Annotated in this window: 22 protein-coding genes; 5 read left to right on the top strand and 17 right to left on the bottom strand. The window is 60.1% G+C overall.

Annotated features, from left to right (window positions below; genetic code table 11):
* Positions 1 to 101: 101 nt before the first annotated feature.
* Positions 102 to 596, top strand: a complete 495-nt coding sequence (gene rloA3, locus AACT07_RS01760) for a retropepsin-like aspartic peptidase RloA3 (protein ID WP_081990717.1) — start codon at positions 102 to 104, stop codon at positions 594 to 596.
* 38 nt (positions 597 to 634) lie between these two features.
* On the opposite strand, the gene AACT07_RS01755 is transcribed toward rloA3, so the two are convergent.
* From AACT07_RS01755 to AACT07_RS01725, 7 genes are all read right to left on the bottom strand, one after another.
* Positions 635 to 2,071: an ATP-binding protein gene (locus AACT07_RS01755; RefSeq protein WP_069526418.1), complete on the bottom strand. Its 1,437-nt coding sequence runs from the start codon at positions 2,069 to 2,071 to the stop codon at positions 635 to 637.
* The gene (locus AACT07_RS01750) at positions 2,068 to 2,754 is read right to left on the bottom strand and encodes a response regulator (protein WP_005335091.1); all 687 of its coding nucleotides are present in this window, start codon (positions 2,752 to 2,754) and stop codon (positions 2,068 to 2,070) included. Before AACT07_RS01750 ends, AACT07_RS01755 begins: the two co-directional genes overlap by 4 nt.
* 130 nt (positions 2,755 to 2,884) lie before the next feature.
* On the bottom strand, positions 2,885 to 3,517 hold the full coding sequence (locus AACT07_RS01745; RefSeq protein ID WP_042082684.1) for a tetratricopeptide repeat protein: 633 nt from the start codon (positions 3,515 to 3,517) through the stop codon (positions 2,885 to 2,887).
* Between the two features lies 1 nt (position 3,518).
* Entirely contained in the window at positions 3,519 to 4,388 is an 870-nt protein-coding gene (locus tag AACT07_RS01740; protein WP_069526417.1) for an SDR family oxidoreductase, read from the bottom strand.
* A 42-nt stretch (positions 4,389 to 4,430) separates the two neighbouring features.
* Positions 4,431 to 5,084 (bottom strand): TenA family transcriptional regulator, encoded by a 654-nt coding sequence (locus AACT07_RS01735; RefSeq protein WP_069526416.1) that lies wholly within the window; start codon positions 5,082 to 5,084, stop codon positions 4,431 to 4,433.
* Positions 5,081 to 6,547 carry an AMP-dependent synthetase/ligase gene (locus tag AACT07_RS01730; RefSeq protein ID WP_069526415.1) on the bottom strand — a complete coding sequence of 489 codons (1,467 nt, stop codon included), beginning with the start codon at positions 6,545 to 6,547 and terminating at the stop codon, positions 5,081 to 5,083. Before AACT07_RS01730 ends, AACT07_RS01735 begins: the two co-directional genes overlap by 4 nt.
* The gene (locus AACT07_RS01725; RefSeq protein ID WP_069526414.1) at positions 6,544 to 7,218 is read right to left on the bottom strand and encodes a thermostable hemolysin; all 675 of its coding nucleotides are present in this window, start codon (positions 7,216 to 7,218) and stop codon (positions 6,544 to 6,546) included. The genes AACT07_RS01730 and AACT07_RS01725 overlap by 4 nt, the downstream gene beginning before the upstream one ends.
* A 144-nt stretch (positions 7,219 to 7,362) precedes the next feature.
* Between AACT07_RS01725 and AACT07_RS01720 the strand changes: the two genes are divergently transcribed.
* On the top strand, positions 7,363 to 8,010 hold the full coding sequence (locus tag AACT07_RS01720) for a class I SAM-dependent methyltransferase (protein WP_069526413.1): 648 nt from the start codon (positions 7,363 to 7,365) through the stop codon (positions 8,008 to 8,010).
* A 39-nt stretch (positions 8,011 to 8,049) separates the two neighbouring features.
* Here the strand turns inward: AACT07_RS01720 and AACT07_RS01715 are convergent, their stop codons facing one another.
* A complete protein-coding gene (locus tag AACT07_RS01715) occupies positions 8,050 to 9,438 on the bottom strand; it encodes an NAD(P)/FAD-dependent oxidoreductase (RefSeq protein ID WP_069526412.1) in 1,389 nt (462 codons plus the stop codon).
* A gap of 28 nt (positions 9,439 to 9,466) precedes the next feature.
* Entirely contained in the window at positions 9,467 to 10,390 is a 924-nt protein-coding gene (locus tag AACT07_RS01710) for an ABC transporter six-transmembrane domain-containing protein (RefSeq protein WP_069526411.1), read from the bottom strand.
* A 107-nt stretch (positions 10,391 to 10,497) separates the two neighbouring features.
* Here AACT07_RS01710 and AACT07_RS01705 point away from each other — a divergent pair, with 107 nt between their 5' ends.
* The 3 genes from AACT07_RS01705 (at position 10,498) to AACT07_RS01695 (ending at position 13,266) form a co-directional block, all read left to right on the top strand.
* Positions 10,498 to 11,091 (top strand): TetR/AcrR family transcriptional regulator, encoded by a 594-nt coding sequence (locus AACT07_RS01705; protein WP_069526410.1) that lies wholly within the window; start codon positions 10,498 to 10,500, stop codon positions 11,089 to 11,091.
* Positions 11,092 to 11,198: 107 nt separating this feature from the next.
* Positions 11,199 to 12,425: a winged helix-turn-helix domain-containing protein gene (locus AACT07_RS01700; RefSeq protein ID WP_069526409.1), complete on the top strand. Its 1,227-nt coding sequence runs from the start codon at positions 11,199 to 11,201 to the stop codon at positions 12,423 to 12,425.
* Between the two features lie 55 nt (positions 12,426 to 12,480).
* On the top strand, positions 12,481 to 13,266 hold the full coding sequence (locus AACT07_RS01695) for a substrate-binding periplasmic protein (RefSeq protein WP_069526408.1): 786 nt from the start codon (positions 12,481 to 12,483) through the stop codon (positions 13,264 to 13,266).
* An 88-nt stretch (positions 13,267 to 13,354) separates the two neighbouring features.
* On the opposite strand, the gene AACT07_RS01690 is transcribed toward AACT07_RS01695, so the two are convergent.
* The 8 genes from AACT07_RS01690 to AACT07_RS01655 form a co-directional block, all read right to left on the bottom strand.
* Positions 13,355 to 14,479 carry a M20 family metallopeptidase gene (locus AACT07_RS01690; RefSeq protein ID WP_069526407.1) on the bottom strand — a complete coding sequence of 375 codons (1,125 nt, stop codon included), beginning with the start codon at positions 14,477 to 14,479 and terminating at the stop codon, positions 13,355 to 13,357.
* A 25-nt stretch (positions 14,480 to 14,504) separates the two neighbouring features.
* Positions 14,505 to 14,972 carry a YjiG family protein gene (locus AACT07_RS01685; RefSeq protein ID WP_069526406.1) on the bottom strand — a complete coding sequence of 156 codons (468 nt, stop codon included), beginning with the start codon at positions 14,970 to 14,972 and terminating at the stop codon, positions 14,505 to 14,507.
* The gene (locus tag AACT07_RS01680) at positions 14,969 to 15,700 is read right to left on the bottom strand and encodes a nucleoside recognition domain-containing protein (protein WP_069526405.1); all 732 of its coding nucleotides are present in this window, start codon (positions 15,698 to 15,700) and stop codon (positions 14,969 to 14,971) included. Before AACT07_RS01680 ends, AACT07_RS01685 begins: the two co-directional genes overlap by 4 nt.
* A gap of 252 nt (positions 15,701 to 15,952) precedes the next feature.
* Positions 15,953 to 16,309 (bottom strand): fumarate reductase subunit FrdD, encoded by a 357-nt coding sequence (gene frdD, locus AACT07_RS01675; RefSeq protein WP_040066869.1) that lies wholly within the window; start codon positions 16,307 to 16,309, stop codon positions 15,953 to 15,955.
* Between the two features lie 10 nt (positions 16,310 to 16,319).
* Positions 16,320 to 16,718, bottom strand: a complete 399-nt coding sequence (locus AACT07_RS01670; protein WP_005335058.1) for a hypothetical protein — start codon at positions 16,716 to 16,718, stop codon at positions 16,320 to 16,322.
* Positions 16,719 to 16,734: 16 nt separating this feature from the next.
* On the bottom strand, positions 16,735 to 17,469 hold the full coding sequence (locus AACT07_RS01665) for a succinate dehydrogenase/fumarate reductase iron-sulfur subunit (RefSeq protein ID WP_005335057.1): 735 nt from the start codon (positions 17,467 to 17,469) through the stop codon (positions 16,735 to 16,737).
* Positions 17,462 to 19,246 (bottom strand): fumarate reductase (quinol) flavoprotein subunit, encoded by a 1,785-nt coding sequence (frdA, locus tag AACT07_RS01660; RefSeq protein ID WP_005335056.1) that lies wholly within the window; start codon positions 19,244 to 19,246, stop codon positions 17,462 to 17,464. The genes AACT07_RS01665 and frdA overlap by 8 nt, the downstream gene beginning before the upstream one ends.
* 509 nt (positions 19,247 to 19,755) lie before the next feature.
* Positions 19,756 to 21,633, bottom strand: a complete 1,878-nt coding sequence (locus AACT07_RS01655) for a methyl-accepting chemotaxis protein (RefSeq protein WP_005354019.1) — start codon at positions 21,631 to 21,633, stop codon at positions 19,756 to 19,758.
* Positions 21,634 to 21,714 lie beyond the last annotated feature (81 nt).

The raw sequence follows: 21,714 nt of genomic DNA, 5'->3' as shown, positions 1-21,714 counted from the left end.
TGACCCGCCAGATATTATCCAAGTAGCTGAAATAAATCGGATTGACCCACAATGGGACTGTGGTAGATCTGGGCGCAGGATTGACAAGGCAGGGCAGTAAAATGGGCAAGATGATGGTGGGGATCACCCTGATGCTGGCACTGTGTGGCAGTGCGCTGGCTGAGACCCCGACCAGCTATGGCTGGATCGAGAAGGGGCTTATTTTGCCTACCGGCGTGGCAGTGAAGATGAAGCTCGACACCGGGGCGCTCACCTCTTCCCTCGATGCACGCTCCATCACCAGATTCAAACGGGATGGCAAGCCCTGGGTGCGTTTCATGCTGGTGGTGACCGATGCCGACAGCGGCAAGCTGGTCAAACAGCAGTTCGAGCGGCGGGTCGAGCGCAGCGTGACGGTGCGCGGGGCGGGCGGCATGGAGCAGCGGCCAACGGTGACCATGTCCATCTGTCTGGGGGACAAGGTGTATGAGGAGTGGTTCACCCTGCGGGATCGCAGCAAGATGATCTATCCGGTGCTGCTGGGCCGCCGTCTGCTGGCGGAGCTGGGCCCGGTGGATTCCAGTCGAACCTTTACCGTGCAGCCAGATTGTCATTGAAAGTAAAGAGCCCGCATCGCGGGCTCTTTACTTATCGCTTATCTTGCCGGCGGGAGCGGGAGTAACACGCTCACCTCCAGTCCCCCTTCCGGCCGGTTGTGGACATCGAGGTCGGCGCCGTGCAACTGGGCGATGCGTGAGACGATGGCCATGCCGAGACCCACGCCATCCCCCTGCTGGGGATTGACCCGGAAGAAGCGTTCATACAGCCGGGGCAAGGCACTGGCGGGAATGCCAGGGCCGTCGTCACTCACATCCACCCTCACCCGGTTGCCCTCTCGCTGAACCCGCACCCTGATCTCGCCCTCCGGCTGGGTATAGCGCAGCGCATTGTCGATCAGGTTGCTGAACAGCAGTTCGAGCAGGGTGGCCTGCCCCATCACCAGTTGCGGCACTTCACATTCCAGCGACAGCTGCTGATCCTTCTTGAGCGCGATGGGAGCCAGCGTTGCCAGGGTGCCTTGCAGCAGGTGGCCCACCTCCAGCTCGGTTAGTACCAGTCCCTGTTGGTTGTCGATACGGGCCTGGGTCAGCAGTTGGCGGATCAGCCGATCGCTGCGGTCTAGGGCCTGCAGCATCTTGTGTAGAGATTGCTGGCGGCTCACTTCATCTTCGGCAGCCAGGGCATTTTCACTGTGGATCCGCAGCACCGCCAACGGGGTGCGCAGCTCGTGGGCCGCCTCGTTGGTGAACTGTTTCTCCCGCTCTATGGTCTCTGCCAGCGCCTGCATCAGCCGGTTGATCTCGTTGGTGAGGGGGGTCAGCTCCTGAGCGCTTATCTTGAGGCTGAGCTGGCTCAGGTTGGCGGGGTGACGTTCACTGATGGCCTGGGCCAGCTGACGCAGGGGGGCCAGCCCGCGGGTGATGAGCCACCAGAGCAGGGCCAGCAGGAAGGGCAGGGTGATCAGCAGCGGCAGCATGGTGAGGGTGGCCATCTTGCTGGCCAGTTCGCTGCGCTCGTCGTCCCGCTCTGCCACCACCAGCCAGGTCTGCTCCTGCTGGTTGTAGAGGGTGAAGGTGCGCCACTGGTGATTATCTTTTTCGACCGTGTCAAAGCCGATAGCCAGGGTGACCAGCGGCTGATCCGGGGCGCTGGGGGCGCGCAGCAGTAAGCCGCCCTTTTCATCGAGCAGTTGGAAGTAGAGATTGCGTTCGAACTCGTGGCCGTAGGGGGTGATCTCCCGATCCTCGCCGGTCAGGTTGAGGCTGGGGTCTTTTTGCCACTCATCGGGATTTTGCGCCTCCCACTCCTGATAGACAGTGCCGTTGGCGGGCAGTTGCCCCTGCTGGGCCATGTAGCGAGCCAGCAGCTGATTGGTGATGCGGGCCGACTGGGCGAGGCGGGCATCAAACAGCTCCTCCATTTCGTGGCTCGCCTCCATGTAGCCGATAAAGGCACTGATGGTGAGACTCAGGCTCACCAGCGTCAGGATACCGGTGAGCAGAAAGCGGCGAATGGAGCGGGGACGTTTCATCGTGCGGGTGTCCGGCTTGGCTGTTCGAGCTGGGGAATGATGTAGCCGACCCCGCGAATATTGCGGATGAGGTCGCTGTAGAACTTCTTGCGCAGATGGTGGATATGCACCTCTACCGCGTTGCTCTCGGCCCCTTCATCCCAGCCGTAGAGGCTCTGTTGAAGCTGATCCTTGCTCAGCACCCGGCCGCTCTGGCTGATCAGCTCCTGCAGCAACTTGTATTCGTGGGGGGTGAGTTTGACCGCCTCCCCCTGATAGGTGACCTGCTGGGATTCTGGATAGATAAGGATGTCGCCATACTCCAGTACCGCCTGAGCCTGCCCCTTGCTGCGGCGAACCAGGGCGCGCAGGCGGGCGTTGAGCTCCTGCAGGGCGAAGGGCTTGACCATGTAGTCGTCGGAGCCGGCATCGAGGCCAACCACCCGATCGTCCAGCGCATCGCGGGCGGTGAGGATCAGCACCGGCAGCTGGTGTCCTTCACGCCGCAACTTGCGCAGCAGGCTGAGGCCATCGATGTCGGGCAGGTTGAGATCGAGGATCAGGGCGGCGAACTCGTCGCTCTTGAGGGCTGCCAGAGCGGGCAACCCCTGTTGCAGCCAGTCCACCGTGTAGCCGCTATGGCGCAGTGCATCCTGCATACCATCCCCCAGCATCACATCATCTTCTACCAGCAGGATCCGCATTCTTTTCTCCCTGTTTGTTGGGTGTCGCGATCTGGCTCAGCGCCAGGGTGTGCCGTGGCATAAACAACCCTGCCCACCAGTATGCAAGCTGGTGGGCAGAGTTTAAATAGTTCTTTGATCCATCAGGATTTTATAGCTTGGCCAGCCGATCGCGGATCTCCATTCTGCGCCCTTCATCGGCCACTTCGCGGCCCGGGCGGGCTGGGGCGGCCAGCGCCTTGTCGAGGTAGGTTTTGGCCTCGGCCTTGCGACCCTGATCCAGCAGGAAGTCACCGTAGAAGAAGTTGGGGTCGATGCCATCCGGATTGATGGCCAGCGCCTGCTTGAGCAGCTGTTCTGCCTTTTCGTCATCGCCAAAGCCGACCGGCCAGCCGGGCACCTGATAGTAGAGGGAGCCCAGACTGGTGTAGGCAGAGCCGTCCAGCGCTTTGGGATCCTGCTTGAGCGCCAGCTCCAGCTTGGCCTTGGCCTCTTTCACCAGACCCAGTGCCCCCAGCCCCCCTTTGGCCCCCGCCCAGGTGCTCTTGACGATGGCAGACCAGATCAGCAGGTCGGCGCGAAAAGGCTCCTTGGCGCTGGCCGCTTCGGCCTGGGTGCTCAGTGTTTCGAGGCAGCTCTCTTTCGCCTTGCCGCTCTGTTGATACTGGCAGACGGCCCACTGTTGCTGGATGGGGATGAGGGCATCACTCGCGGCCATGACTGAGGTGGATCCCAGCAGGATGGCGATGGCACAAGAGGTCACGGATTGACGGAAAAAATTCATATTAATGCTCCTTCTTGGTCGGGATCGGGCGGGACAAGTCTGGTTGTGGCGCACTGTTGGCGCCGGCATCAGCCGTCCCTGGCTGAAGATGACGGGCATAACGTTTGATGATCGGCAGCTGTCTGGCCAGCGCCTTGTCGACGATGCCGGGCAGCAGGGCATTGAGCCGCACGAACAGTTTTTCCGGCCAGCCGAGCCAGCTGCGGCGAGTTTCGTTGCACAGGGCGATAACGGCCTCTTCGGCCACCTCCTGCGGGCTGTCGGTCTGGGTGCCGAGCGCTGCATTCATCTCGTAGGCGGCCTCGGAGTTGAGCTTGGTGCGGGTGGCGCGGGGGGCAAAGTGCAGCACCTTGATGCCGCTCCCCTCCAGCTCCCGTCCCAGCGCTTCGCTAAAGCCGCGCAGGGCAAATTTGCTGGCGCAGTAGACGCTGTAACCGGGGTAGCCGATGCTGCCCAGGCTCGAGCCCATGTTCATGATGATCCCCGGCTTGCGCATGGTTGGCAGCAGGGCACGTGTGAGCTGGATGGGCGCCTCGATATTGAGCTGCAGCTGGCGCTCCACCTGTTCAAAGCTCTGATCTTCCAGCCAGGCAAACTGGTTGCAGCCAGCGTTGTTGATCAGGATGTCGATCCCGTCCTCCAGCGCAGGGTGTTGCAACAGCTTGGCCCGCTCCTGCGCAGAGCCGAGGTCGGCGAGCACCACCTGATGGCGCTCGGGATGAGGCAGTGACTTGCACAGCCGCTCCAGTGCCGGGCCGCGACGACCGTGCAGCAGCAGGTGTGCCCCCTGGGCCGCCAGCTCCTGCGCCAGCTCCTCACCTATGCCACCGCTGGCGCCGGTGAGCAGCACGAGTTTCCCTTCAAGGTTCATGGTATGGATTCCCTTTTTGCTGTCTGCTGATCCGCTGCCGACTTACGGTGTGGCGGTGAGGTTGTAGAGCATCTCGCCGTAGAGGCGGTAGACCACCTTGGTGGAGTGGATGATGGCGGCCTGATCTGCCGGGCTCTCGACCCGATCCATCAGGGATTCAAAGAATTTGAGGTGCTCCTGATCCAGGGCGCCGTGGGAGCTCAGGTAGCTCATCGCCTGGGGTGGCAGGCCGAGTCCCTTTTTCAGCTGGTCGGCGACGGTGAGGGCGATGGCGACGCTGGTGCCTTCCAGTACCTGCACCATGCCGAAGAAGCCCATGGGGTTGCCGCGCTGGATCTGGTCGTAGAGGAAGGCGACCATCAGCTCGATGGGCAGCCCGGGCTGGCCGTGGCGCACCGCCTCGGCATCACCGCCACAGGCGCGGATATCGTTGAGGATCCACTCCTGATGGCCATACTCCTCGTCGATGTACTCGGCAATGGCCCCGCGCACCCACTCGTACTCCTGACCCAGCTTGCCGCCGGTTGCCATCAGCAGCGGAACTGTGTGGCGGACGTGGTAGTAAGCCTGCGCCAGAAAGGCGAGATAGGTATCACGGCTGATATCGCCACGGCGACAGGCTTCGATAATGGGGGCGTTGAACAGATGCTCACGCTCCTCGGCAGTGGCTTGTTGCAGAGTCTGGTAGAAGCTCATGACGATTCTCCTGTAAGGCATTGGCTGATTTGCCGGGAAAAGTGTTGGTAAATCTCGTTGCGACGGGGGCGCCCGTTGGCGGTCAGCAGGCCGGGATGCTGGTCGAGTGCCACCGGCAACCAGTGGTGCAGCCGGGCATAATCGGGCAGTCGCAGGTTCAGACCGGCGATCTGGCGGGGCAGATCCGCCTCTTTGCCCGGCAGGGGCTGGATCAGCGCCACGTTGGCGGGCTGACCATCGCCAAAGACCACGATGCGGGCGATGGCGGGGCAGAGCAGTGCTTCGGCTTCCACCCACTCGGGGGAGAAGTTGCGGCCAAAAGCGGTGATCTGGACATTCTTCTTGCGCCCGGTGATATGGAGGTAGCCTTCTTCATCGAGATGACCCAGATCGCCGGTGGCGATCTGTTCGGGAGTCGGTTCGTTGCTGCCGAGATAGCCCAGCATGGCACTGCCGCTCACCATAATTTCGCCATCGCTGGCGATGGTGACCTGACAGTGGGGCAGGGGGCGGCCGACGCTGCCGGGCTTGTCAGCATCCAGGCTGTTGAGCGCCACCACGGAGCCACACTCCGAGAGGCCATAACCTTCGTATACCGGCAGGCCGAGCTGGCGGGCATGTTTGATCAGGTCGGGTGCTACTTTGCCGCCACCGACGGCAATAAAGCGCAGGCTCTTGAGCTGCTGGGCCAGCGTCGGGGTGCTGGTGCAGAGCGCTAGCAACAAACGCAGCAGTTCGGGCACCAGCACCAGACTGTGGGTCGACCAGCGCAGCAGCGCTTCCCCCAGCATGGCTGCATTGAGCGAACTGGAGCCGCTGAAACCGATCTCCCCGAGGGACGGAATGCGGCTGCAGGCGCCGGTCAGCAGCGGCACATAGAGGCCGGTGATGTTCTCAAGCAGGGTCGCCAGCGGCAGCAGGGTCAGGTGTTTTTCTACCTTGGCTGGCGCGACTCGCTCGGCCAGCGATTCGCACACCGCCATCATGCTGGCCAGCGAGAGGCAGACCCCTTTGGGCTGGCCCGTGGTGCCGGAGGTGTAGGTGATCTTGGCCGTGCCCTGTGGCAATGCCGGGAGGTTTGCCGGTTTGCGGCGCCAGAGCGGCAGTTCGCCGCTGACTAGCAAGAGCTGCTCGGCAGAGTGCCATCCCTGATGGGCCGGGCCAACCAGCGCATCGGCACCGCTGCTCTCCAGCAGCCACTCTTGCTGCTCAAGGCTGAAGAAGTGGGGCACCGGTATGACCACGATCCCGGCTTTGGTGCAGGCGAGATCCAGCAGCGCCCAGGGCAGGCCGTTGTCCAGTTGCAGCGCCAGACGGCTGATGTCGAGCTGTTGCAGCTGGCTGGCCAGACGCTGGATCTGTTGCCACAGGGTCTGGTAATCGAGGCGCTGCTGGCTGCTCAGCAGCGCTAGGGATTGCGGATTCTCGTGGGCATGTTTGGCGATGGCGTCGAACAGGCTCATTGGGCGCACCTTTTTTGATGGGGCTGGTTATCACTGCTCTTGCCGGCATCGTCAAACAGGGTAGGCATGGGGGCCAGCAGATTGAGCAGCAGGCTGCGCTGGGCCAGCACCTCGCGCCCCTGATTGATGTCGCCCACCATCACCTTGGGTTGGCAACGGTAGTACTCACCCCAGGCGTCGGCGTCGGCCCCCACCTGATGGGCCTGTGCGGGGGCCAGCTCCACCGGGTTGAGTTGCAGCCGGGCAAAGCTGTTGCGCAGCTTGGCAGTGCCGGTAAAGACCACGTAGTCGAGGGCGTTTTCACACAGCAGGCGACACAGTGCCGCGAACATCAGGCGGGCATTGCCCGGTTCGCTGCAGGCCAGATTGCCCACTTCGATAATGCGGTGGCGTGCCGGATAGACCCCGAGGCGGGTATTGATGGCGGCCTCGATGGGTTGCTCCAGATACTGTTCCAGATAGAGAGGCCCCTCACTGGCATGATTGAGACCACAGGCACCGACCAGCGTCCCGTCCGCCCGATAGAGCCCCAGCAGACAGGGGAGAAAATGGGGGATGCGGGCGTTGAACTCGAGGGTGTAGGCGGCCTGGATATAGGTTTGTAGCGCCATGACCTGCTGTGGGGACTTGGCTAGCAACAATCGGTAGGGGGCCTGGATCTCGATGGTCATGGGTGACTCCTTCTCTTGCGATGGTTTGAGAGTAAAAGGGCAAACTTAAGAAACCCTTAAGGAGCAAAAAAAGTTGTCAGCGAGGCAGCGGGCAGGCAATCTGCGCCGCTGTTATCCAACAGGAAGCCCCCAAGAGGAACCGCCATGTCATCCACCGTCAGCTGCCCCCTGTGTGCCAGCCATCGCAGTTATCCCCTGCCGGTGGCGGGCAAGCGCTATCATCGCTGCCTCGCGTGCGAGCTGGTCTGGCTGGATGAGGCGGATCATCTGGATGAGGCGGCGGAGAAGGCGGTCTACGACGGCCACGATAACCAGGTTGATGATCCCCGTTATCGCACCTTTCTGATGCGGGCATTTGGCGAGGTACTGAGTCGGGTGCCAACGCCTGCCTGTGGTCTCGATTTTGGCTGTGGCCCGGGCCCGGCGCTGGTGGCGATGGGGCGTGAGGCGGGTTACCAGATGGTGGGGTATGACAAGTTCTACGCCGATTTTCCCGAGTTGCTGACGCGTCAGTATGACTTCATCACCAGTACCGAGGTGATCGAGCATATTGCCGAGCCGCGCACGGTGCTGGCGCAGTTGTGGGATTGCCTCAAGCCGGGCGGTGTGCTGGTGTTGCAGACTCAGCGGGTGCTCAGTGACGAGCGGTTTAAAAACTGGCGCTATCGCCACGACCCGACCCACATAGTCTTCTTTGCCGAGGCATCGTTTCAGGTGCTGGCCGCCCGCTGGCAGGCCGAGCTCAGCTTCCCCCACGCCGATGTGGCGGTATTGCAGAAAGGCACGCCCTGAGGCGTGCCTTTGTCTGTTACTCGTCGGGTTCGTCCGGCGCTACTCCTTGTAGCCCTTGTCCTGCCACTGGTAGTACATCAGGGCAGATTTGACGCCGATTGACTTGAACGGCTCTGGCGGCAGCCACATCGGCAGACTCTGCTCCGCGTGGTTGAACCAGGGATGCTCCTTGCCCTGATAGAGGCTGGCCACGATGTCGCCAAACAGGAAGGAGAGGTTGATGCCGTGGCCGTTGTAGCCGAGGGCGTAGTAGATGTTCTTGTGAGCCCCCATTACCCCCACCGCTTCGCTGCTGTCGCCGGTCATGCCGAGCACCCCGTCCCACACCTGTTCAAATTTGATCCCCTTGAGGGCCGGATAGAGGGTCACCAGCTCGGTCATCATCATTTCGCTGACCCGATTGAGGTCGCCCTTGTAGTTGAGGCCGTCGTTGAAGACGTACTCGGCATTGCCGCCACCGATGACGATGCGGTTATCCGGGGTCAATACCAGATGGAACAGGATGTTGCGGGTGTCGTAGTAGGGCACCCGACTCTGCCACTGGATGGCGGCCAGCTGTTTTTTGCTGAGCGGCTCGGTGACGGCGCTCTGGGCGTGAACCGGAAATACTCGCCCGCTGAAGTAGCCAAGTTTTGAGGTATAGCCGTTGGTCGCCAGCACTATGCTGTCGGCGGTCACCTTGTACTTGTCGGCTACATTGAGCTCGATCTGCTTGCCCTCCTTGATCCCCATTACCGGGCTCTGCTCATAGATGGTGACGCCCGCCTGCTCCACCGCCTTGCGCAGGGCATTGACCAGTTTCATGGCGTGAACCTGACCGCCATTGGGGTCGTAGACCGCCCCCACGTAGCGATCGGTGCCGAGCTTTGCCTCTGTGGTATCGGCGTTCCAGTACTGGAGCGGGATGCCGAGGCGATTGGCGGTTTTCACGTAGTCGCGGTACTCGGCGATATCCTCCTCATCGAGGATCGCCTCCACATAGCCATCTAGCTTGAGGTCGGCCTCGACGCCGGTTGAGGCGACCAGCGCCTGCAGCTTGCGCATGCTGGCGACGGTGAGATCGTAGTGGCGCTTGCTCGCTTCCCCCTCCTCGTAGAGATCCATCACCTCGGAGCCCGGCAATACCATGCCGCCGTTGCGGCCCGAGGCGCCGCTGCCCACCTGTTTGGCCTCGAAGATAGCAATCTTGAGCGACGGATTGGCCTTGGCCAGATGCCAAGCACTGGAGAGTCCACTGTAGCCGCCACCTATGATGGCGATATCCACCGTCATGTCTTGCGCCAGCGGGGCGCTCTCCTCTGCCGGTTTCTCCTTGAACCAGTAGCTGGTGTTGGGCTCAAAGTCGCTCATCTTGGGGCCGCAGGCCGCGAGGAAAAAACAGCTGATGCACATGGTCAACGCTCGTTGGTAAAGGGTGGTCGGATTCATCTTCTACTCCGGTTACAGATAAAAAATATCAAATCATTTCATCGGGTTGGGCGGTATTGACCCGGCGACCTATGTCTCGCAGCCGGGCCAGCTGATCGGCAAGACCGGGCCCCTCATCCAGGCTGGTGACAAAGTTCCAGAGGTAGGTCATCACAGCATAGACATGGCCTGCCGAGACCTGGGGCTGGGCCATTAGCATGGTGATGGCCAGCAGGAACAGCAGGGAGGCGCTGATGCCGACCGCCAGAAAGGCGAGTGCCTCCCGATCCGAAATCCGGATTCGGAGCCAGGCCAGCGCGCGGTAGTGGCGGGCGAGGCTGGTTGACTGGGCATGAGTGACCAGTTTGACCTCGTGTTCCAGCCGATCGTTGAGCCGCTCGTGCAGCAGCTGGTTCTTGCGCGAAAAGCCGGGCAGCAGCAGGCCGAACAGCAGCAATACCCCCATGCAGGCGATGCCGACCCAGAACTCGATCACCATCAGCATCATGGCCGCCCCGACGATGGAGATCAGGCTGGTGGCCAGGATCGGGATATGTTTCTCGAAGAAGTCGACAAACTCCCGCGCCAGGGTGACCCGCGCCACTATGGTAGATTGGCCCTCTTGTTGCTGGCGCTGGGTCAGGATCACCGGCACCGCCAGCGCCGCATAGATATGGGTAAAGGTGCGGGTATCGACCGCCCGGCGCAGGGCGCCGATCAGCCAGAACAGCAGCACGATCAGGGCGTAGCTCGAGGCCTGTAGCCACTGCCCCTTGACGATGGCGTCGATGGCAAAGCCGGCGAACAGGGGATAGACCACCAGCAGGATGTTTTCGAGGGCCACCAGCGAGAAGGTGCCCGCCAGCTTGAGGGGATTGGCCCGCGCAATCGCCCCCAGCGAACGACCGGCCGAGTGTGGCAACGGCGTGGCCTGCTCGTCGCAACTGGCTGCCGAAGTGGTTGGTGTTGTCATGGGTTATCTCCTAAGATGTCGGAAACGCTAATTTTGAGCGAGTGCTCAAAGTTTGTTTGAGCGACTGCTCAAAGTCAAGCAGATCGATGGATATCGCAGGAGGTCAGATGGCACGCCCATCAGCAGAACAGCGCAAAGAGATGATCATCGAGGCCGTACTGGCCCTGTTTCGAGAGAAGGGGATGGCGGCATCGTCAACCCGTGATATTGCCGAGCGCACCGGTCTGGCGCGCAGTCACGTCTACCACTACTTCAAGGATTGGAAGGAGCTCTGCCTCTGCGCCGTGGAGCGTTTCACCTATCAGGAGATAGCCGAGCAGCGGAAGTGGCTGTTGCCGCTGCCAGCCCGCGAAGCGTTGCCGCTCTTTGTGCGGGACAACCTGCCGACCAGTCAGGATGCCTCCTGGGCCATCTACCTCGATGCCTGGAACGAGTCACTGCGCGACCCGGTATTTGCCGAGAGCTACCGCAAAATCATTCTGGCGTGGCGCGAGGTGCTGGAGCAGATCCTGCAAAAGGGGATCGACAGCGGCGAGTTTGTGGCGGGCGATGCCCGGCGACTGGCGCGCCAGATCACCTCGCTCATCAACGGCTATGCCGATGACCTTATTCTGGAGCCGACCCCCGAGACGGTAGAGGCCACTTATCGAGAGATCATGCTGGTGGTCAATCAGCTGGTCTTGCCCCCGGCCCACTCATAGCGGCGCTGGCACACAAGGGAGGGGAGGCATGCCAGCGTGGGGCCTCCCCCGGTTTTGTTGGCTATCCGCCGGGCGCGCGATGGTCAGATACCAGGGAGCGGTTGTTGATGTCGATTACCCATTTGTCACTGCAAGATGCCCGTCATCTGCAACTGGCGGCGCAGGGGCTGCTTGACCCCCGTCGCAGCAAGGCGACCCCGGCCGATCTGCTGGCCACCATCCGCCGCATGGCGCTGCTGCAGATCGATACCATCTCGGTGGTGGCACGCAGCCCCTATCTGGTGCTCTTTAGCCGCCTTGGCCAGTACGAACCGCGCTGGCTGGAGCAGCTGCTGGCTGACGGCGAGATCTTCGAATACTGGGCCCACGAGGCCTGCTTTGTGCCCCGCGAAGATTACCGGCTGTTGCGCCATCGGATGCTCGACCCCGTCGCCATGGGCTGGAAGTTTTCGGCCAACTGGCTCGCCACCCATCAGCAGGAGATTGGCCAGCTTATCGAACGCATTCGCCACCATGGCCCGGTACGGGCGGCCGACTTTGAACGCAAAGAGGGGAAGGGGAATGGCTGGTGGGACTGGAAGCCGGAGAAGCGCCATCTGGAGGTGCTCTTTACCACAGGTCAGCTGATGGTGCGGGAGCGGCGCAACTTTCAGCGGGTCTATGACCTGGCCGAACGGGTCATCCCCGAGTGGAGCGACCAGCGGGACCTGCCAAGCGTCGAGCAGGCGCAGCGGGATATGGTGCGCGCCAGCTGCCGGGCGCTGGGGCTGGTCAAAACCGGCTGGGTGGCGGATTACTACCGGCTGCGGCGTGGCAAATACGACGGCCTGCTCCATCAGCTGGCGGACGAGGGGGAGCTGCTGCCGGTACGGGTGGAGGGGTGGCAGCACGGCGCCTTTGTGCATGCCTCGCTGGCTGATGAGCTGGTGCAGGCAGAGGAAGGCCGTCTCAAGGCAACCCATACTACCGCCTTGTCGCCGTTCGACCCGCTGGTGTGGGATCGCAAACGGGCAAGTGAGCTGTTCAACTTCGACTATCGCATCGAATGCTATACCCCGGCCCCCAAGCGTCAGTACGGTTACTTCGTGTTGCCCTTGCTCCATCGCGGCAAGCTGGTGGGCAGGATGGATGCCAAGGCCCATCGCCAGCAGGGGATCTTCGAGATCAAGAGCCTCTATCTGGAGGCCGGTGTGAGAGTGACCCGTACGCTTGCACAGGATCTGGCGAAAGCCCTGCAAAAGCTGGCTGACTGGCACCAGACGCCGCAGCTTCGTTATGGTGCCATTCCGGCCAATTTGCTGACGTTGTGGCATGAAAGTGCCCCTGCAAAGTGAGCACTATCCCTTCTGGGCTAAGCTGCAAGAGGGATAAACAGTTCGGGAGCGGGAGATGAGACGAGCGGCAATATGGTGGGCGGGATTGGCGATGGCCATCTTGTCCCCCGCGCTATGGGGGCAAGAGCCACCAGTGAAGATCTGTCTGGGGGAGGGCAACGAGTGGGCCCCCTTTACCTATTGGGAGCGCACGGACGGGGTGCCCGATACCAGCCGCCTGACAGGTTCTGCGACGACGCTGGTGCTCGATGCCCTGCAACAGAGCGGGCTCTCGCACCAGATCCGCTATCTGCCCTGGGCGCGGGTGCAGCAGGAGCTGGCGGATTATCGCCAGAATGGTCTGTGCGAGCTGACCTGGGATGCCAGCTACAAGCCGGAGCGGGCCGAGTTTGCCTTCTACAGCGTTCCCCTCTACTACACCCACCTCGGTTTCTTCTATCTCAAGCGCCGCTACCCCGAACCGCCGGATCTGCAGACGGTCAATCGTTCCCGGGTGTGCGGGGTGATTGGCTACAACTACACACCCTACGGGCTTGCGCAGGAGCCACGCCGGGTCAAGCAGTTGCAGCAGGCGCTCGATATGCTGGAGCGGGATCGCTGCGACTTTCTGCCGAGCGAAATCGAACCTCTGGTGGCAGGCATCAGCCTTGGCATCTACCGCAGCGAGAGCGGGTTGCTCAATCTCGCCCTGCCCAGCCGCAAGGGATTCTATCTGCTGGTGAGCAAGGGCTCCCCCCGCGGTCACCAGCTGGTGAACATCCTCAATCAGTCGCTGGTGGCATTTCAGGAAGGGGGGCATACGGATGAGGTGATGCGCCGCTTCTTGCCGCCAATGGAGTAATAGCGAAGGGTTGCTGTCATTCAGGGGGAGCAGATAAACAGAGGGCCAGCCGGTGCAAACCGGCTGGCCCTTTTTACGTGAGAGGCTGTCAGGCCGCCAGACGGGTCAGTACCTTCACCAGCAGCTCGATGCGCGGGGCAATGCTGGCCAGATCCAGATACTCCTCGTCACTGTGGAAACCGGCACCGATGGGGCCCAGACCATCCAGAGTGGGGATACCGAGAGCGGCGGTCAGGTTGGCATCGGAGCCGCCACCCACCTCTTGCCAGCTGATCGGCAGCCCCAGTTCGGCGCCACACTCCTCCACCAGCTGCATCAGTGCCTGGGTGCCCTCTAACGGCACCATGGCCGGTTTGTGGGCCTCGCGGGTCAGCTGGATGGTGACTCCGTCCAGATGGGGCCGCTCGGCCAGGGTGAGCAGATGATCGTTGATCTGGTGGTACTCCTGATTGTCCCAGAAACGGACATCCACCACGGCGCTGGCATGGGCCGGCACTATGTTGGCGCCGTTGCCCCCCTCGACAATGCCGATGTTGAGGGTGGTGCCGCTCTCGAAGTTGGTCAGGGCGTTGATGGCCAGGATCCAGTGGCCCAGCTCGGTGATGGCGCTGCGCCCCTTCTGCGGTTCGTTGCCCGCGTGAGCCGCCTTGCCGGTGAAGTCGATGCGATAACGGGCCATCCCCTTGCGCGCCTTGACCAGCGAGCCATCGGCGCGGGCCGCTTCGGCCACCAGCACCTGTTTTGCCTGTTTGGCCACCGTTGCCAGCCAGTCGCTGGAGTGCAGGGAGCCGATCTCCTCATCCGGGTTCATGCAGACGCAGATGCTCAGGCGATCGCGCACCTCGTGGGGCAGTTCACGCAGGGCATAGACGATGTTGAGCAGGCCGGATTTCATGTCGGAGACACCGGGGCCGTAAGCGCGCTCACCATCGATGCTCATCGGGCGGGCGGCGGCGGTGCCGAGGGGGAAGACGGTATCCATATGGCCGATCAGCATTACATCGATCTGTGCTGCATCAGGCTGGTTGCGGATCTCCAGTCCCACCCCGGCTGCGCCGCAGTCGACCCGCTTGATCTGCCAGCCGCCCATCGCCTCATATTTGGCGGCCATCAGGTCGGCCACTGCCGCAATGCCCGGCTGGTGCAGGGATCCGCAATCCAGATTGATCAGCGGGGCCAGTTCGGTCAGGTATTGATCCAGAGAAAAAGTCATTGCTTGCTCCACTATCAGGTTCGGGTCAGAGAAGGATGTTCATCACCAGCATGGCGCCGAAGGCGTTGAGTACCGAGATGGCGACCATGATGGGGATGTAACGCCCTTCGGTGCCGATGCAGCCGAGGATGCGGCCCATGTACTGCACCTGGGAGCCCATCAGGTAGATGGCTGGCGCCAGAATGGCAATGTGGGTGCCGTTGAGGAGCCCCTGATCGAACAGGGTAATGACTACGCCGACCGCACCGCCCATCGACATCCAGGCACCGATCAGCACGGCTGCCGCCTCACCGGGCAACCCGAAGATGGCCATGACAGGGGAGAAGATGGCACCCATGGCATCCAGCGCGCCGGTGATCTGCAGCGCCTTGATGATCACGAAGGCCATCAGCACGTTGGGGACGGTGGAGGTAGTGGCGATCACCCAGCCCTTTTTGGCTCCCTCAACGAAGATGTCGGTGACGATGGGTTTTTTGACGTTGGCCTGGCTCATTTGGCTTGCTCCTGAGTGTTGAGAGTCTGCGGGGTGTTGCTGCTATCGACGTGTTTGCCTTCGGTCATGTTGAGATAGACCCGGAACAGGTTGGCACCGACAAACTTGAAGGCGAACATCACAATGACCGCCAGACCGATGGAGGAGCTGACCGCCGGGCTGCCGTCCGCCAGTGTCAGGGTGAACAGCACGGCACCGGAGGAGAAGAAGTTGACGATGGTGGCACCTGCGGAGAACTGGAACATGGTGAACACGTCGGTTTCACGCTTGGTGATGAGCCCTTCATCCTTGAGCTGACGGGTCATGGCGGCACCGGCATCGGTACTCTGCAGGGAGGCGATAAGGGCGAGGCCGGTGTTGCCCGGGATCCCCATCAGCGGACGCAGCAGCGGGGTCAGCAACTTGCGGGCCGCTTCCAGCGCGCCGTAGTGTTCCAGCACATTGATCATACCGAGGGCAAACATCACGGTGGGGATCAGGGTCAGGGCAAACAAGAAGCCATCGCGAGCGCCGTTGCCCCCCTTGCCGCGCATGTCGGTCATGGCGGTCTTGATGCCGTCACCATTCTCGCTGACACTCTGGACCATGGTACCGAACGAGCCGTTCAGCGTGGTGAAATCGAATACCCCGTACCACTCGCCGGATTGCAACAGTCCGGAGAAGAAGACCACGGCGAAGGCCAGTGCCAGGTAACTGCCTATGCTCACCGAGCGTGTTTTGTCTGTCATTAGCTAGCTCCATATGAATAATTATTTAATCTGAATAATTATAATTGATATGGATGTCACTAAATTGATGGTGGTCAAAATGGTTTGCTACAAATGACGAATGTATTGGGGTTATGTGACTGTGATCGCCATGTGCTTGGACGATAATCTGGTTTTTATCGAATTCTTTGAGTGAATAAAAAGCAGGGGCGGGATAGCGGGGCAAAAAAAAACCGGGCACAAGGCCCGGTTTGGTCAATCAGTCAGATGTGATTACTGGAGTACCAGCACCATCAGCAGGCCGACGGTAATGGCAGATACCAGAAAGGCAAAGCCATAGAACACATAGTGGTGCAGCTTGGTGGTGTGGATCCCCAGATCGTGCAGACCGTGGTAGATACGGTGCATGCCGTGCCAGACTGGCAGGGCGATGATCACCAGCAGGATGCAGGCACCCCACCAGGAGCTGGCGAACGCGTGCACGCGGTCATAGCTCATGGTTTCCACGTCCATGATGCCCATGGGCACCAGCAGACCGGTGATGAGGACAATGACCGGCAGCAGCATGGCAACGACCATGCCACCCGCACCAAACAGACCCCAGTAAATTGGTTCGTCAGAACGTCTCATTGTTTTCTCCTCAGGCCACGATGATCAGGACAAGCAGGGACACCACCGCCAGCGCCACATACTGGGCGAGAACGATCGGCTTCTCCGGTACCAGGTCTTCACCACGGAAGATACGCATGGCTTTCGGCGCCAGGGCGAACCAGGTTTTGGCATGGAACAGGCACGCCGCCAGAGCGACGACATGGAACAGGATGGCGATCGGGCTTTGCAGGGATTCCAGCCAGCCGTTGAACGCTTCCTGACCCTGAACCAGGCGCATCAGGCCCCACATCAGCACAACGGCATAGATGGAGACGAAGATACTGGTGCCTTCACGGATCATGTAACCGGTGTAGAAGGCGTTCTTCAGCCACCAGTCTTTCTTCATTTCGCGGACGTAAGGTTTACGTTTGCTATCAGTGTTGTTCATGGTCTCAATCCTGCTCTCAATCTGGCTTGAACATGGCGATCATGTAGTCCTTGGCGCTTTCGACCTTGCCAAGCTGGATGGCCGCCGCCGGATCGACGCCCTTCGGGCACACTTCGGAGCAGTAGCCCACGAAGGTACAGCCCCAGACGCCTTCGTCCTGGCTGATGATGCGCATACGCTCTTTGGCGCCGGCATCACGGTTGTCGACGTTGTAGCGATAGGCCAGAGCCAGTGCCGCCGGGCCGGTGAACTTCTTGTTGATGCCGTACTGCGGGCAGGCCGCGTAGCAGAGACCACAGTTGATGCACTGGGAGAACTGCTTGTACTGCGCCATCTGGGCCGGAGTCTGGATGTACTCGCCATCACACAGGCTGCGCGGCTCGCTCGGGATGATGTACGGCTTGATGCTCTCCAGCTTCTCGATGAAGTCGGACATGTCGACCACCAGATCGCGCTCGATCGGGAAGTTGTTGAGCGGCTCGACGGTCATCTTGCCCGGCAGATAGTCGCGCAGGAACGCCTTGCAACCCAGCTTGGGCACACCGTTGACCATCATGCCGCAAGAGCCGCAGATCGCCATCCGGCAGGACCAGCGGAAGCTCAGGGTAGAGTCCAGGTGATCCTTGATGTACTGCAGGGCGTCCAGCAGAGACATCTCTCTTTGGTATGGCACCTGGAAGGTTTGCATCCAGGGCTCGTTATCCTGTTCCGGACGGTAGCGCAGGATCTCAATTTCAATCATCTCAGCCATTCTTCTTAGCCTCGTCTTGTTTCTCACCCTCGGAGCCGTACACGCGTTTTGCCGGCTGGGACTTAGTGATCTTCACATCGGAGTAATCGATGGAGGGCGTTTCGCCATTTTTGTAGAACGAGAGCGTGTGCTTGAGGAAGTTCACGTCATCACGCTCTTCGTAACCATCCAGACGCTGGTGGGAACCGCGGGACTCTTTACGATTGATGGCGGAGTGCGCCATGGCTTCAGCCACGTCCAGCATGTAACCCAGTTCGATGGCGTACAGCAGATCGGTGTTGAAGACAGAGGACTTGTCGTTGATCTTGACCTTCTTGTAACGGGCTTTCAGCTCGTTGATCTTGTCGATGGTGCCCTGCATCAGCTCTTCGGTACGGTAGATACCGACACCGGCTTCCATGGACATGCCCAGTTCGTTGCGGATGTCTGCCGGGTTTTCAGTACCGTCTACGTCCATCAGGGAGAGGTGCTGCTTGATGAGCGCCTCGGCCTTGGCGGCCAGCGCTTCGGTGTTGCCATGCTTCTGAGTCTTGGCAAATTCACCTGCCTGCTCACCGGCCAGCTTGCCGAATACCACGATCTCGGACAGGGAGTTGGAACCCAGACGGTTGGCACCGTGCAGACCGACGGAGGCACATTCGCCCGCGGCGTAGAGGCCGGGCAGACGGGTGGCACACTTGTTGTCAGTCTCGATACCACCCATGGTGTAGTGGGCAGTCGGACGTACCGGGATAGGCTCTTTGGCCGGATCCACGTTGACGTAGGCTTTGGCCAGTTCGCAGATGAACGGCAGACGCTCTTTCAGGTACTTCTCGCCAAGGTGACGCAGGTCGAGGTGAACCACATCGCCCATCGGGCCCTGAATGACGCGGCCTTTCTGCTGCTCTTGCCAGAATGCCTGGGAAACGCGGTCGCGCGGACCCAGTTCCATGTATTTGCTCTTCGGCTGGCCGATCGGCGTTTCCGGGCCCAAGCCGTAGTCTTGCAGGTAGCGGTAGCCATCCTTGTTGAGCAGAACGCCACCCTCACCACGACAACCTTCGGTCATCAGGATGCCGGTGCCCGGCAGACCAGTCGGGTGATACTGGACAAACTCCATATCACGCAGCGGTACGCCGTGACGGTAGGCCAGTGCCATGCCGTCGCCGGTGACGATGCCACCGTTGGTGTTGTAGCGATAGACACGGCCAGCGCCGCCGGTTGCCACGATCACGGATTTGGCCTGGATGAAGCGGGTGATACCGTTCTGGATGTCGAAGGTCAGTACGCCCTGAACGCGGCCGTCGTCCACGATCAGATCAAGACAGAAATGCTCGTCGAAGCGCTTGATGCTCGGGTATTTGACGGAGGTCTGGAACAGGGTGTGCAGAATATGGAAACCGGACTTGTCTGCGGCGAACCAGGTACGCGGAACCTTCATGCCACCAAACGGACGCACGTTGGCTTTGCCATCCGGCTTGCGGCTCCAGGGGCAACCCCAGTGCTCCAGCTGGATCATCTCTTTGGTCGCGTTGTTGACGAAGTATTCCACTACGTCCTGCTCGCACAGCCAGTCACCACCGGAGACGGTGTCGTTGAAGTGGTTTTCGAGGGAGTCGTCATCACGGACGACACCGGCGGCGCCGCCTTCGGCAGCAACCGTGTGGCTGCGCATCGGGTAAACCTTGGAAATCAGGGCGATGTCCAAGTCTGGCTGTGATTCGGCTATAGCGATAGCGGCGCGTAAGCCGGTACCGCCAGCACCGATGATGGCCACATCGGTCTTGATAATATCCACATCTGCCTCCTTAGGGATAGATTTGCTGGGCACGATTTTGCTCTATGAAAAAAATTCAGGCTTGATGCAAGTCAAACTGCTAGGTTTTATTCCCTTTTTATTGGTTATTTTTCTATAAAACACCCAAATCCCTGGATGAAAATGTCGTTATTATCGTCATTTTTTGGTGTTACTGAGCAGTTGAACACCTAGCTACGAGTACTTTAACTTCTGGATTGTACGTAGTTTTCTTTCAATAAAATGCGAATCACCTCTCTTTTTAGGTACTCGCGAAAAAAATTTTAAGTTTTTTATTGTAATTTTTTAATGAGAATTATTGGCGTTTATTTGTTCGGATAGAAATAAGTAATCCGAAGTGCAGCGGTGACTACGGCGGTGATCTGATAATTCCAGACGAATTACAAGGATTTCAAGGCGGGGTATTTGGCGGGTAATGTGAGATTACTCACTGAAAATTAAGCGCTATTTAGAAAAATAAAAGGGGCCTGTACGGCCCCTTTTGCTCATGCTCAAATGCGGAACATACCGACCTGATTGCTCAGTTCACCCGAAATATTTTTAAGTTGTTCAGAGAGATGGCGTGAGCTGTCTGCATCCACTGCCAGTTCGTCCGAGACATCTTTCACCGCCTGAATGTTGCGGCTTACCTCATCGGTGACGGCCCGCTGCTCTTCAGCCGCGCTGGAGATCTGGGTCGCCATGTCGGAGATCTGGTTGATCGAGGTGGTGATCTGCTCCAGCGCATGGGTGGCGTTGTTGGCGTCATCCACGCTGTTCTGGGCCAGCAGCTGGCCTTCGTGCATGGTGCTGACCGCCCCCTGGGTATTGCGTTGCAGGGTTTCGATCATATTGCGGATCTCGACGGTGGAGCTGTGGGTACGCTGTGACAGGACGCGCACCTCGTCGGCAACCACCGCAAAGCCGCGACCCTGTTCACCGGCACGTGCCGCTTCGATGGCGGCGTTGAGTGCCAGCAGGTTGGTCTGCTCGGCGATGCCCTGAATGGTGGAGAGGATGGTGTTGATCTCCTGAGCGTTTTTCTCCAGTTCCTGAATGATGTTGGAGGCCTGTTCCACCTGGGTGGCCAGATCGGTGATGGAGCGCTGGTTGCGGGCGATCACCTGCTTGCCATGCTCGCAACTGCTGGAGGAGCTGCGGGCCGCTTCGGCGGTCTGCTCCGCGTTGCTGGCAACCTCGACCGCAGTGGCCGACATCTCGTGTACCGCAGTGGCGATCTGGGAGATCTCGTTTTGCTGGCGTGCCAGACCCTGATTGGCCTTCTCCGCCATGCTGTGGGAGGACTTGGCCTGCTGGTTGAGTTGGCCGGAGGAGTTGGAGATATCCTGCACCATCACATGGATCCGCTCGATGAAGGTGTTGACGTGTTTGGCAACCGCACCCACCTCATCCTCACGTTCAATCTTGATGCGGCGGGTCAGATCGCCGTTGCCACGGGAGAGATCGGCAATCGCTTCGCCCAGGGTTTTCAGAGGGGCCAGCGAGCTATTGATGGCGACATAGGAGAAGCCTGCCACGATCAGTATGGTGATAAGCCCCTGAATGAGGGAGGAGGTAACCATGCGGCGTACCGACTGGTAGGCGATCTCTTCATCCACCATCATGCCGTAATACCAGTTGGTATTGGGAATGGCATTAAAGTCGTAGACCTCTTTCTTGCCACTGATCACCAGCTCGTTAATCATGCCGTCATGGGCGACCTGATTGATGTAGGCCGCAGTCAGTTCCGGTGCCAGAGCGGTAGCGGATTTCAGGCTCAGGGAGGCATCGGGGTGCGCGATGATGGTGCCATTGCTGTCCACCAGCATGGCGTAGGTGCCCTCGGTGGTGACCGCAAGAATGTCCGAAATCAGTGAGCTGATGGAGACGTCACCGGCGATGACCCCCTGGGTATTGCCGCGCTGGAACGGCTCGGCAATGGTGACAATCAGCTGGCCGGTGGAGATATCGGCATAGGGGGCTGTGATGACCAGCTTGCCTGCGGCGGCCGCGTCCTTGTACCAGGGGCGTTGACGTGGGTCATAACCGGCGGGCAAGTCGGTTGGTTTGCTCTGGATCATCTTGCCGTCTGCGGTACCGGCATAGACCAGGTCGAAACCACCGGCATTCATGGACTGGGCCAGATGACTGATGGGCTCATCTTCTTTGGCGAATGCTTCCTTGGTGGTGCTAACCATGCTGATCCGGGAGTCGACCCAGCGGGAGATCCCCTTGACGTTGGCCATGGAGCTTTCGTCGATGATGTTCCAGACCAGTCGCTGGGTCTCGCTGCGCAGTTGCGAGGTGTTGTACCAGACCTGCAGGCAGGTGATCACCAGAATGATGACCCCGATAGCCAGAACAAGCTTGTTTTTAATGGATAAGTTCATAGTTACATCCTTGTGAGCGTCAGTCTGAAGTGTGTGTGGAATCTAGTTATTGTTATGAGCCTCTGTTTATCGGCTGAAGTT

The organism is Aeromonas sp. ANP5, assembly GCF_963870295.1.
GTDB lineage: Bacteria > Pseudomonadota > Gammaproteobacteria > Enterobacterales > Aeromonadaceae > Aeromonas > Aeromonas veronii.
This window is presented reverse-complemented; position numbering and strand designations above follow the sequence as displayed.